Source organism: Brevundimonas sp. (assembly GCF_036732845.1).
Taxonomy (GTDB): domain Bacteria; phylum Pseudomonadota; class Alphaproteobacteria; order Caulobacterales; family Caulobacteraceae; genus Brevundimonas.
Map to the genome: position 1 here is coordinate 1 of NZ_DAINBO010000051.1, position 12,711 is coordinate 12,711.

At 70.6% G+C, this 12,711-nt stretch carries 10 protein-coding genes; 9 read left to right on the forward strand and 1 reads right to left on the reverse strand.

What is annotated here, in order from left to right; all coding sequences use genetic code 11:
- The first annotated feature begins 10 nt into the window (after positions 1 to 10).
- From hemW to V7D63_RS12155, 9 genes are all read left to right on the forward strand, one after another.
- Complete coding sequence (hemW, locus tag V7D63_RS12115) at positions 11 to 1,033, forward strand: radical SAM family heme chaperone HemW (RefSeq protein WP_333592546.1); 1,023 nt, start codon at positions 11 to 13, stop codon at positions 1,031 to 1,033.
- A 33-nt stretch (positions 1,034 to 1,066) separates the two neighbouring features.
- Positions 1,067 to 1,942 (forward strand): 16S rRNA (cytidine(1402)-2'-O)-methyltransferase, encoded by an 876-nt coding sequence (gene rsmI, locus V7D63_RS12120; RefSeq protein WP_333592537.1) that lies wholly within the window; start codon positions 1,067 to 1,069, stop codon positions 1,940 to 1,942.
- On the forward strand, positions 1,939 to 2,313 hold the full coding sequence (locus tag V7D63_RS12125) for a YraN family protein (protein WP_333592538.1): 375 nt from the start codon (positions 1,939 to 1,941) through the stop codon (positions 2,311 to 2,313). The genes rsmI and V7D63_RS12125 overlap by 4 nt, the downstream gene beginning before the upstream one ends.
- Positions 2,314 to 2,328: 15 nt before the next feature.
- The gene (locus V7D63_RS12130) at positions 2,329 to 3,144 is read left to right on the forward strand and encodes a SirB1 family protein (RefSeq protein WP_333592539.1); all 816 of its coding nucleotides are present in this window, start codon (positions 2,329 to 2,331) and stop codon (positions 3,142 to 3,144) included.
- A gap of 110 nt (positions 3,145 to 3,254) precedes the next feature.
- Entirely contained in the window at positions 3,255 to 4,199 is a 945-nt protein-coding gene (gene gshB, locus V7D63_RS12135) for a glutathione synthase (RefSeq protein WP_333592540.1), read from the forward strand.
- 65 nt (positions 4,200 to 4,264) lie between these two features.
- Positions 4,265 to 5,836: a YifB family Mg chelatase-like AAA ATPase gene (locus tag V7D63_RS12140; RefSeq protein ID WP_333592541.1), complete on the forward strand. Its 1,572-nt coding sequence runs from the start codon at positions 4,265 to 4,267 to the stop codon at positions 5,834 to 5,836.
- Between the two features lie 99 nt (positions 5,837 to 5,935).
- Complete coding sequence (locus tag V7D63_RS12145; protein ID WP_333592542.1) at positions 5,936 to 7,195, forward strand: FG-GAP repeat domain-containing protein; 1,260 nt, start codon at positions 5,936 to 5,938, stop codon at positions 7,193 to 7,195.
- Positions 7,196 to 7,380: 185 nt separating this feature from the next.
- Positions 7,381 to 8,913 (forward strand): response regulator, encoded by a 1,533-nt coding sequence (locus V7D63_RS12150; protein ID WP_333592543.1) that lies wholly within the window; start codon positions 7,381 to 7,383, stop codon positions 8,911 to 8,913.
- Between the two features lie 34 nt (positions 8,914 to 8,947).
- The gene (locus V7D63_RS12155; protein ID WP_333592544.1) at positions 8,948 to 10,699 is read left to right on the forward strand and encodes an AmpG family muropeptide MFS transporter; all 1,752 of its coding nucleotides are present in this window, start codon (positions 8,948 to 8,950) and stop codon (positions 10,697 to 10,699) included.
- A 221-nt stretch (positions 10,700 to 10,920) separates the two neighbouring features.
- Here the strand turns inward: V7D63_RS12155 and V7D63_RS12160 are convergent.
- On the reverse strand, positions 10,921 to 12,711 hold a 1,791-nt coding region (locus V7D63_RS12160; RefSeq protein ID WP_333592545.1), incomplete at its 5' end, for a phosphate acyltransferase.

The window sequence follows — 12,711 nt, forward strand, 5'->3', positions numbered from 1 at the left end:
GGTCCGGGCGATCCTGGCCGACATGGCGGCGCAGCGGGCGCTGACCGGTCCCCGACGGCTGGCGTCGGTCTTCCTGGGCGGGGGCACGCCGTCGCTGATGGACCCGGCGGCCGTGGCGGCGGTGATCGACCGAGCCAAGACCCTGTGGGCGCCGACGGGCGGTCTGGGGGGCGAGATTGAGGTGACGCTGGAGGCCAATCCGACCGACGCCGAGGCGGGCCGGTTCGCGGCCCTGGCGGACGCGGGCGTCAACCGGCTGTCGATGGGGGTGCAGGCCCTGGACGACGCCAGCCTGAGGATGCTGGGGCGCAACCATACGGCGGCCGAGGCGATGCGCGCCGTCGGCGTAGCGCGGGCGGCGTTCGCCCGCTTGTCGGTCGACCTGATCTACGCCCGGCCGGGACAGACGGAGATGGACTGGGCCGATGAGTTGAATCGCGCCCTCGACCTGGGGTTCGAGCACGTCTCGCCCTATCAACTGACCATAGAGGGCGGCACCGCCTTCGGCCGGGCGGCGGCGCGCGGGACCCTGGTCACGCCGGGCGAAGAGGCGTCGGCGGGACTGTATGAGACGACCCAGGCCGTGCTCGAGACGGCCGGGTTCGACGCCTATGAAGTGTCCAACCACGCGCGCGGCGCGGCGGCGCGTTCGGCTCACAATCTGCATGTCTGGCGCGGCGGAGACTATGTCGGGGTCGGGCCGGGCGCGCATGGGCGGCTGACGCTGGACGGCGCACGGACGGCGACGGCCGCGCACCGAGGGATCGCCGACTATGTGGCGGGCGTCGATGACGGGACGCCCTGGGCCGAACGGACGACGCTAAGCCCCGCCGAGGCGGACGAGGAGCGGGTTCTGCTGGGTCTGCGCACCGTCGAGGGCGTGTCCGGCCAGGTGTTGGAGCGGCTGGGTCTGGACGACCGGGTCGAGGGCCTGGTCCAGGACGGTTTTCTGGCGCGGCGCGGCGGCCGGGTCGTGGCGACGGCGCGGGCGCGGCCGGTGCTGGACGGGGTGACGCGGGCGCTGCTGGCCTAAGACCCGGGCGCGGGCCGTGGTAGGAGGGATTCGATGACCGACCGTCCCGTCTTTCCGCCGACCGCCCCGCCGCCGCGCGCGGTGACGCCGGGCCTGTATCTGACGGCCACGCCGATCGGCAATCTCAGGGACATGACGCTTCGGGCATTGGACGTGCTGGCGGCGGCGGACGTGGTGCTGGCCGAGGATACGCGGGTGACGGCCAAGCTGTTGGCCGCCTATGGGCTGAAGGCGCGGCTGGAGCGGTGCGACGACCACGCCTCGGCCCGCGCGGCCGAAACGGCCGTGGCGCGGATCGCGGCGGGCGAGGTGGTGGCTCTGGTCAGCGACGCGGGCACGCCCCTGGTCTCGGACCCCGGATACGTCGTGGCGCGGGCGGTGATCGCGGCGGGCCTGCCGGTGCATCCGATCCCCGGCGCGTCCAGCCTGCTGGCCGCCCTGTGTCTGGCGGGTCTGCCGGCCGACCGGGTGCTGTTCGAGGGTTTCCTGCCGCCCAGATCGGCGGCGCGCAAGGCGGTGCTGGAAGGCTTGCGCCCCGGCCGCCAGACCCTGGTCTTCTTCGAGAGCGGCCCGCGCCTGGCCGACAGCCTGGCCGACATGGCCGAGGTGCTGGGCGACCGTCCGGCGGCGGTGACGCGTGAACTGACCAAGCTGTACGAGGAGGCGGTGCGCGGGACCCTGGGCGAACTGGCCGTCGATCCGCGATGCCGGGCGCCCAAGGGCGAGATCGTGATCGTGGTCGGGCCGGGCGAGGCGGAGACGGCGACCGAAGCCGACATCGACGCCGCCTTGATCGAGGCCCTGACGCGGCTGCCGCCCGGCGAGGCGGCGGCGGAAATCTCCAAGGCGCTGAACCTGCCCAGGAAGCCCCTGTACCAACGGGCGCTGGCCCTGAAGGGGCGGGGATGACGGGAGGGCCGTCACGCGGTGCGCGCGGCGGCCGGGCCTGGCGCGAAGGGCATGCGGCGGAATGGATCGCCGCCCTGTGGCTGATGCTGAAGGGCTATCGCATCCTGGGCTTCCGGCTGAAGAGCCGGGCGGGCGAGATCGACATCCTGGCCAGGCGCGGCCGGGTGCTGGCGGTGGTCGAGGTCAAGCGGCGCAAGACGATGCAGGCGGCCTTGGCCGCCCTGACGCCGCACCAGACGGCCCGTCTCGTGGCCGCCGCGCAACAGGTGGTGCGCGGACGCAAGGCTTTGCAGGCGTTGGAAATCCGTTTGGACCTCGTGGCGCTGGCGCCCGGCCGGTTTCCACGCCATCGTCGCGGCGTGGGGGCGTAAGGGGGTGGCTGAACGGTGACGCGCGACGACGCCGTCGAGGTTCTGGAAGAGGCGGGTCGGGCCGAGGACGACGCCTTTCCGCTGCTGGACGCCGCCATCGCCTGCGCCATTCACGACCATCCGTTGCGCGATCCCGAGCCGGTGCGCGTGCTGGCCCGCAACGCCGTGGCGCGGCTGGGCGAGCGAGCGGGGGGCGAAAGCCCCGACGACGCCCTGGCCGAGACCATGGCCGCCGATCTGCGGCTGAACGGCGACCTGATGCATCACGACGATCCGGCCAACACCGACGTCATCGCCGTGGCCGAACGCCGACGCGGCCTGTCGGCGGCGCTGGCGGTCTTCTATCTGCACTGTGGGCGGCGCGCGGGGATCGAGGCGCGGGGCGTGGACTTCCCCGGCCATTTCATGGTGCGGGTCGAGACGCCCGAGGGACCGGTGGCGCTGGACCCGTTCAGCCAGGGGCGGCTGGTGCTGCCCAGCGAACTGACGCGCCGGGCGCTCAGGGCCGGACTGGCGCCGCATGTGGCCGACCGTCTGGATCTGCTGATGGCGCCGGTGTCGGATCGCCAGGCCCTGATCCGGTTGCAGAGCGTGCTGTTCAACCGCGCCCTCAGCTCGGGGGACTATCAGGGCGCCGAGCGCTCGGCCCTGCGCCGCGCCCTGCTGGACCCCGAGGATCAACGGCCGTGGCTGGACGTGGCCGCCGCGCGTGAGAAACAGGGCGGTCTGGCCGGGGCGCTGGAGGCGCTGGACCGCGCGCGCGGCCTGGACATGACCGGCGAGACCGGCCGGCTGCGCAGCTATGAACGGGTGCGGTTGCGGCTGAACTGACCATCGCCCCTTGAGCCGAAGACGCCGGAGCCTCAAGTAGACGTCTGTCCGGGCGCGTCCGCGCTCAAGCAGCGAGCGACCGCGTCGCGAGCGTCAGGCGAGAAACATCCATGCTTAGAGTCGCCATCCAGATGGACCCCATAGAGGCGGTCAACATCGACGGAGACACCACCTTTCTGCTGGCCCTGTCGGCGCAAGACCGCGGGCATCGGCTGTGGGTCTATGACTTCCGCACCCTGGCGCTGGAGGACGGTCGGCTGTTCTGTCGCGCGCGCCCGGCCCAGGTGCGCCGGGTCAAGGGCGACCATGTGACCCTGGGCGATGAGGTGAAGCTGGACCTGGGCCGGGACGTCGACGTCATCCTGATGCGCCAGGACCCGCCGTTCGACATGGCCTATGTGACGGCCACATATCTGTTGGAGACGGTGCATCCGAAGACCCTGGTGGTGAACGACCCGGCCGAGGTGCGTTCGGCGCCCGAAAAACTGTTCGCCACCCGGTTCGCGGGCCTGCAGCCGCCGACCCTGATCTCGTCGGACGTGGTCGCCCTGATGGACTTCCACGAACGGCACGGCGATGTGGTGCTGAAGCCCCTGCATGGGGCGGCGGGTTCGGGGGTGGTGCGGCTGAAGGCCGGGGACCCGAACCTGGAGGCCCTGGTCGAGATCCATGCGACCGGATCGCGCGATCCGCTGGTGATCCAGAAATTCATTCCGGCCGTCTCGGCGGGCGACAAGCGCATCATCCTGGTCGACGGCGAGGTCGCGGGGGCCATCAACCGCGTGCCGCCGAAGGACGCGGTGCGCTCGAACCTGCGCGTCGGCGGCGTGGCCCGGCCGGTCGAGCTGACCGCGCGCGACCGCGAGATCTGCGCCGTCCTGGGACCCGAGCTGAAGCGGCGCGGCCTGTTGTTCGTCGGCATCGACGTGATCGGCGACTATCTGACCGAGATCAACGTCACCTCCCCGACCGGCGCGGTGCAGTTGAAGGAATTCACCGGCGTCGACGCGGGCGACATGTTGTGGGACGTGATCGAGGCGAAACGGCGGGCCTGACTCCGCTGACTTGACCGAACGCTGATGTTCGTGCTTCGTTCTCTCTTTGGGCGGGAGAAGACGGCATGGTCGCGCGGGTGACGACGTTCGCCTTTGAAGGGGTCGAGGCCCGGCGCGTGGACGTCGAGGTGCAACTGGTCGGCAGTGCGGGACCGACCACCTTCACCCTGGTCGGCCTGCCCGACAAGGCGGTGGCCGAGAGCCGCGAGCGGGTGCGCGGCGCCTTCGCCGGCATCGGCCTGGCCCTGCCGCCGCAACGGATCATCGCCAGCCTGGCGCCCGCCGACCTGCCCAAGGAGGGGTCGCATTTCGACCTGCCCATCGCCCTGGCCCTGATGGCGGCCATGGGGGTGATCGGTCCCAGCGACCTGGAAGGCTGGGCCGCGATCGGCGAACTGGGGCTGGACGGGCGGATCGCGGCCACGGGCGGCGCCCTGCCGGCGGCGGTGGCGGCCTCCAGCCTGGGGCTGGGCCTGATCTGCCCCGAGACCAGCGGGGCCGAGGCGGCCTGGGCGGGGGATGCGAACATTCTGGCGCCCCGGTCGCTGATCGGCCTGATCAACCATTTCAAGGGAACCCAGGTGCTGCGCGCGCCCGAGCCGGGACCGGTCTCGGCGGGCGGGGCGGTTCCCGACCTGCGCGAGGTCAAGGGCCAGGAGAGCGCCAAACGCGCCCTGGAGGTCGCCGCCGCCGGAGGCCACAACCTGCTGTTCATCGGCCCGCCGGGATCGGGCAAGTCGATGATGGCCCAGCGCCTGCCGGGCCTGTTGCCGCCGTTGACGCCGCCCGAACTGCTGGAGACCTCCATGGTCTGGTCGATGGCCGGACTGATCGAGCGCGGCGCCCTGACCCGCGCCCGCCCGTTCCGCAGCCCGCACCATTCCGCCAGCATGGCCGCCCTGACCGGCGGCGGGATGCGGGCCAGGCCCGGCGAGGCCTCGCTGGCGCACAACGGGGTGCTGTTCCTGGACGAACTGCCGGAATATTCGGCCCAGGCGCTGGATTCCCTGCGCGCCCCGCTGGAGACCGGCGAGATCGTGGTGGCGCGGGCCAATCACCACATCCGCTATCCGGCGCGGTTCCAACTGGTGGCGGCGATGAACCCGTGCCGCTGCGGCATGGGCGGGGCCGGGCGCGGGGCCTGCGGCAAGGCCCCGCGGTGCCAGGTCGACTATCAGAACCGCATTTCCGGGCCGATGTTCGACCGCATCGACCTGACGGTGGAGACGCCGCCGGTGACCGCCGCCGACATGGCCCTGCCGCGTCCCGCCGAGGGCACGGCCGAGGCCGCGGCCCGGGTGGCCGCGGCGCGGGCGATGCAGGCCGAACGCGCCCAGGCGGCGGGGCTGGACCCGGTCGCGGCGATCAACGCGCGCGCCGACGGCGATCATCTGGACCGCTATGCGACGCCGGACGAGGCGGGGCGCGCCCTGTTGATGAAGGCGGGCGAGGCGGGCGGGCTGACGGCGCGCGGCTGGACCCGGACGTTGCGGCTGGCCCGCACCATCGCCGATCTGGACGGCGCGGACGGGGTGTCGCGCCGCCACGTGGCCGAGGCTCTGATCTATCGCCGCGCCGGCCTGGCCGCCCAGGGCGATTTCGAGCGGTGCCAGGCGCACCGGTCGCCGACGTTCTGAACCCGATCCGGCGCCCGATCCGGCCGGGCGCGCCTTACCGATTTTTCACGAGCGAGGTCGTGCGAGCCGCACTAGCGTGGGTTCGGGAGGACCGTGCAAATGCGCATCATGACGCTCGCCTCGACCGCCGCCCTGTTGCTGGCGCTCGGGCTGGAGACCGGCCCGGCTAGGGCGCGGGACCCGTCCAACGGCTTTCGCTTCATCGACGTGACCGACGCCCGTCTGCCGCAAGGTCCCGGCGTAAACACCATGGACGTGGTCGCCGTCGATCTGGATGGCGATGGACGGCTGGATCTGGTCACGGCTCAGGAATGGCTGCTGAACACCATCATGATGGGCGAGGCGGACGGGCGTTTTCGCGACGCCTCCAGCCTGTTGGAGCCTTTGGCCGCGGACGAATTGGCGGCCGGGCCGCCGCAGTTGAACCAGCCGGGCATGGGTCACGACTCCGAGGACATCGCCGTCGCCGACTTCGACGGCGACGGGCGACTGGACCTGGTCATCGTGCAGGAAGACGACGTGAAGTTCGGGCGCAAGGATGTTCACGAATACTATCGCGGAACCGCCGACGGCTTTCGCCGGATGCGCGGCGTCCTGCCGGATACGGAAGCCAACGCCGTGGCCCATGCCGATCTGAACGGCGACGGGCGTGACGACCTGTTGATCGTCGGGGCCGGGCAGGACCGGTTGTTGATCAACGACGGGCGCGGCGGCTTCGTCGACGAGACCGAGGCGCGTCTGCCACGCGAGGCGGCCGTGGGTCAGGACGGAGAGTTCGCTGATCTGGACGGCGATGGAGACCTGGACATCGTGCTGGGCCTGGAGGGCGGGCGCGCCCTGTGGCTGAACGACGGCGACGGCCGTTTCACCGACGCGACCAAGGCGCGGCTGCCGCCCTCGGGCTTCGTCGAGGCCAGGAAGGTCGCGCCGGTCGATGTCGACGGCGACGGCGATCTGGACCTCTATTTCAGCCACGTCGACTGGCAGGGCCGCGACGGTCGCGACGCCCTGTTGATCAACGACGGAGAGGGACGCTTCGCCGATGAGACGGCCGCCCGCGTTCCGGCCGAGACTGGTCTGACGATCGACGCGCGTTTCGCCGATCTGGACGGCGACGGCGATCTGGACATGGTGCGGGCTGATCGCCCGACCGTCAGTGTGCTGATGAATGACGGAACCGGCCGGTTCACGGACGTGACGGCGGCGGTGATCGGCGCGGTCGGGGACCATGTGCTGGCGATCGAACTGGCCGACTTCGACGGCGACGGGGTGACCGACCTGTATTTGGGCCAGCTTCGCACCTTCCAGGGCGACGCGGCGATCCGCGATCGGCTGTATCTGGGACGGCGCGAAAACTGACCGAGCCTTGAACCGGCCTTAACCCATGTTGGGCCAGGGTCTTCTCTCAAGGCCGAAATCGGTCGCGCGGGACGCCGTCCAGCTCGGCTCAGATTTCGGTCCGGCATCATGCAAGGGCCTGATTCACGGCATTGGAAGAAACGCGAAGCGTTTCCTCCTCACCCGATCAGCCCTGGGAGGCGGCCATGGCGCGACGGGGCGGGCGGAAGGCGGACAGCGAGGCGGCGGCGGACACGCCCGCCGACGGCGGGCCGCGCCAGTTCCTGCGCCTGATGAGCCATGAGATGCGCACGCCCCTGAACGGCGTCATCGGCATGTTGGGCCTGGTGTCGCGCACGCGGCTGGACGGGGCGCAGCGCGCCTATGTCGAGGCGGCCCAGGCCTCGGCCGAGCATCTGCTGGGGCTGGTCAACGACCTGTTGGACTATGCGCGGCTGGAGGCCGGGCGGCTGGAGTTCGATCCGGCGCCGGTGGATGTCGAGACCCTGGTGCGCGGGGTGGCCGAACTGCTCAGCCCCCGAGCGCACGACAAGGGGCTGGAGATGGTCTGGTCCGTGGCGCCCGACGCGCCCGATGTAATCGCCGACGAGGGACGGCTGCGTCAGGTGCTGTTCAACCTGGCCGGAAACGCGGTGAAATTCACCGAGAGCGGCGGGGTGCGGATCGCCGTGGAACGGGCGGGCGGAACCGAGGATCGGCCGCGCCTGGCCTTCATCGTCGACGACAGCGGGCCGGGCGTTCCGATCGAGGCGCGGGCGCGGATCTTCGAGGAGTTCGGCCATGCGGTCGGCGGCGACGCGGTGCGCCACGACGGGGCGGGCCTGGGCTTGGCGGTGGTGCGGCGGCTGATGGCGGCCATGGGGGGAACGGCCGTGGTCGAGGATCGGCCGGACGGACCCGGCGCGCGCTTCCGGGTCGAGGCGGAATTCGAGGCGGCCGGGCGCGAACCGCGCGGACGGTCATTGGACGGCCGAGCCGTGGCGGTGGTCTCGCCCGACGCCTTTGTGCGGTCGGCGGCGCGAATGCAGTTGGCCGCCTGCGGGGCCGAGGTCGCCGACACGGCGGCGGTGACCCTGGTCGATCACGCCGAAGGGGCGCAAACCGGGCGGCCGTTGGCGGCGCCGGCGGCGTCGGGCCGGTCGATCGTGCTGTTGAAGCCGTCGGAGCGCGAGCTGATCGCGCGCTATCGGGCGGCGGGGTTTCACGGCTATCTGATAAAGCCGCTGCGTCGGGCGTCCCTGGCCGAGCGGGTGCTGGCGGCGGCGGGTGCGGGCGCGGCTCCGGCCCATGCGACGCCCGAGGACGACCGCGTGGTTCCGGCCCGGTTCGCCGGGGTGCGGGTGCTGTTGGCCGAGGACAATCCGGTCGGCGCCCTGTTGGCCAAGACCCTGTTGCGGCGCGAGGGCTGCGTGGTCGAGACGGCGGGTACGGGCGAAGAGGCGGTCCAGGCCCTGAAACGCGCGCGCTATGATCTGGTGTTCATGGACATGCGGATGCCGGGCATGGACGGCCCGGCGGCGGCGCGGGCCATCCGTGCGCGCGGCGACGACACGCCCATTCTGGCCCTGACCGCCAACGCCTTCGCCGAGGACCGCAGGGCCTGTCTGGAGGCGGGCATGAACGACCATCTGGTCAAGCCGCTGGAGCCAGAGGCCCTGAAGGCGGCCCTGGCCCGCTGGACGAAGCGCGACATCCGCGCCAAGGTCGCCGCGGGTTAGGCGCGGCAGGGCGCTCCCAGGGGAGAGGCCCGACATGACGGACGCGACGAAGGAACGGCCGGCGAACCGGCTGGGCGGCCTGGCCGTCTATGGCGAGCGGCGCGTGGGCGCCATGCTGTTGCTGGGGTTCGCGGCGGGTCTGCCGAACCTGTTGATCTTCGACACCCTGTCGGCCTGGCTGCGGGACGCGGGGGTGACGCTGGAGGTCATCGCCTTCTTCGGCCTGGCGACCCTGACCTATGCATTGAAATTCGTCTGGGCGCCGCTGCTGGACCGGACCTCGATCCCCGGCCTGACCAAGCTGTTGGGCCACCGGCGGTCATGGATGCTGGCGACCCAGGCGCTGATCATCCTGGGGCTGTGGCTGATTTCGGGATCGAACCCGGCGACCTCGCTGATGGCCGTGGCGGGGTTCGCGGTCATGGTCGGTTTCTTCGGCGCGACCCAGGACATCGCCATCGACGCCTGGCGCATCGAGGCGGCCGACGACAGCCGCCAGGGGGCCATGGCGGCGTCCTATCAACTGGGATACCGCATCGCCACCATCGTGGCGGGGGCCGTGCCGCTGGTGCTGGCCGAGCTGTATAGCTGGAACCTGTCCTATGCGATCATGGCGGGGCTGATGGGGATCGGCGTGCTGGGCGTGATCCTGGCCCCGCGCGAGAAACAGCACGTGGTGCGGCCGATTCCGGTCGGCGACATTCCCTCGCGACCGCCGCTGGAGGTGACGGAATGGATCGTGCGCCTGGCGCTGATCTTCGTGGCCGCCATCGTCATCGGCACCGGACTGACCGACAAGGCCGACGCCCTGTTGTGGGCCTTCGGCGGGGTGATCGACGCGCCGACGACGGCGGCCGTGACGGCGGGGCTGGAGGACAAGGAACTGAGCGGCGTGCTGATACAGTTCGCCTATGTCATCGCCGGATTCGCCATCCTGACGGCCGCCTGCTGGCCCGTGCCGGGGGTGCAGACGCGACCCGGCGCCTATCTGGCCGGATCGTTCGGCGCGCCGCTGGTGGACTTCTTCGTTCGCTTCGGCAAGCTGGCCCTGCCGATCCTGGCCCTGATCTGCCTGTACCGGCTGTCGGACTTCGTCCTGAACATCATGAACCCGTTTTACCAGGACCTGGGCTTCGACAAGATCGAGATCGCCGAGGTGCGAAAGGTGTTCGGCGTGATCATGACCTCGCTGGGGGTCTTCGCCGGGGGCTGGATGGTGGCGCGGCTGGGCCTGATCCGGGCCATGGTGGTCGGCGCCTTCATGAGTCCGGTGTCCAATCTGATCTTCGCCTGGCTGGCGACCCAGGGCCATGACATGGGCGCCCTGATGATCGCCATCGGCATCGACAACCTGGCCACCGGCATCGCCGGGACGGCCCTGATCGCCTATATGTCCAGCCTGACCTCGATCGGCTTCACGGCGACGCAATATGCACTGTTCAGCTCGCTGTACGCCCTGCCGGGCAAGATCGTGGCCTCCCAGTCCGGCAAGATCGTCGAGACCTCGGCCCGAGCGGCCGACGCGGGCGGGCCGCTGGCGGCGTTCAAGGGGCTGTTCGTCGGCCTGCCGGAAGGCTCTCTGGTCGAGGGCGCGGCCAAGAGCGGGACCACGGCCGCCGGCCTGGGCGCCGGCTATGTGACCTTCTTCTTCTATTCGGCGGCCATCGGCGTCTTCGCCATCCTGCTGGCCTTCTATGTCGCCAAGCGCCAGCGGGCGATGCAGGCGGAACAGGCCGCGGTCGCCGCGATCGCCGCCGAAGCCGAGGACAATGCGCCCAGGCCCTAGGGCGCTTCCTGTCCGCCCGATCCCCTGCGTCCGCATTCGGCGCAGACCCGCGCTATGGCGTGACCACGCCATTCAGCAGGGGGACCGATGAATCTAGACTCGATCGACTAGATAGACTCGATAGACGCGCTTTTTTATCGAGTCTGAATCCCAGGGGGCGGCCGCCGATACCGCCCATCCCCGCCTTCGCGGGGACGAGCGGGGACGAGCGGGGGCGGGGGTCACCCCTCGCTCTCTGCGCCCTCTTCATAGGCGGCGAAGGTGGCGGCGGTGATGATCTCACTGACCGAGGCGCCCAGGGACACGATCTGGACCGACTTCTCCAGCCCGACCAGCAGGGGACCGATCACGGTGGCGCCGCCCAGGGCCTGGACCAGCCGGGTTGAGATGGCGGCCGAATGGATGGCCGGCATGACCAGGACGTTGGCGTCGGCCGACAGGCGCATGAAGGGATAGTTGGCGCGCTGGTCGGGATCGAGCGCCAGTTCGGGCGGCATTTCGCCCTCGTACTCGAAGTCCACGTCCATGCCGTCCAGGATGCGGATGGCCTCGCGCACCTTCTCGCCTCGGTCGCCGGGCGGATTGCCGAAGGTGGAGTAGGACAGGAAGGCCACGCGCGGCGTGCGGCCCAGTTTCTTCACGGTCGAGGCCGCCTTGATGGCGATCTGGGCCAGTTCGGCCGCGTCGGGCAGCTCATGGATCGAGGTGTCGGCCACGAACAGGGTGCGTCCCTTGGCCAGCACGACGGAGACGCCGATCATGCGGTCGGTGATGTCCAGGACGCGCCGCACCTCCTTCAGCACCATGTTGAAATTGCGGGTCACGCCGGTGACCATGGCGTCGGCCTGGCCGCGCGCGCACATGGCGGCGCCGAAATAGTTGCGGTCCTGGTTGATCATCCGCTGGACGTCGCGGCGCAGATAGCCGCGCCGTTGCAGCCGCTCGTACAGCCAGTCGGTGTAGTCGGCGTTCAGGTGCGACAGGCGGGCGTTGGCGATCTCTATGCCCAGGTCGTCGAAATTCAGCCCGGCCTCGGCGGCGTTGTGACGGATCAGATCCTCGCGGCCGACCAGGATGGGCGTGCCCAGCTCGGCCTGTTTGAAGCCCCAGGCGGCGCGGATGACCGACGGCTCCTCGCCCTCGGCGAAGACGATGCGCTTGTTCGGCGACGCCCGCACGGCCGACGAGATCTTCTGGATCAGCGAGGCGGAAGGATCGACGCGCTGACGAAGCTGGGCGCGATAGGCGTCCATGTCCTCGATGGGTTTCCGGGCCACGCCCGTGTCCATCGCCGCCTGGGCGACGAAGGGCGGGATGTACCAGATCAGGCGCGGATCGAACGGCGTCGGGATGATGTAGTCGGGACCGAATTTCAGCTTGCGGCCCCGGTAGGCGGCGGCGACCTCGTCGGGCACGTCCTCGCGGGCCAAGGCGGCCAGGGCCTCGGCGCAGGCGACCTTCATCTCGTGGTTCACCCGGCGCGCGCGCACGTCCAGAGCGCCGCGGAAGATGTAAGGGAAGCCCAGGACGTTGTTGACCTGGTTGGCGTAGTCCGAGCGGCCGGTGGCGACGATGGCGTCCGAACGCACCGAGGCGACCTCTTCGGGGGTGATCTCCGGGTCCGGGTTGGCCATGGCGAAGATGATCGGATTGGGCGCCATGGAGGCGACCATCTCCTTGGTGATGGCGCCCTTGGCCGCCAGGCCGATGACCACGTCGGCGCCGACCATGGCCTCCGCCAGGGTGCGGTGCGGGGTGTCTGTGGCGTGGGCCGCCTTCCACTGATCGACGTTGGCGCGGCCGCGATAGACCACGCCGTCGCGGTCGATGATGACCGTGTTCTCGTGCTTGACGCCCGCCGCCTTCATCAGGCCGATCGACGACAGACCCGCGGCCCCGGCGCCGACCAGCACCACCTTGACGTCCTCCAGCTTCTTGCCGGCGATGTGGCAGGCGTTGATCAGGCCGGCGGTCGAGATGATGGCCGTGCCGTGCTGGTCGTCGTGGAAGAC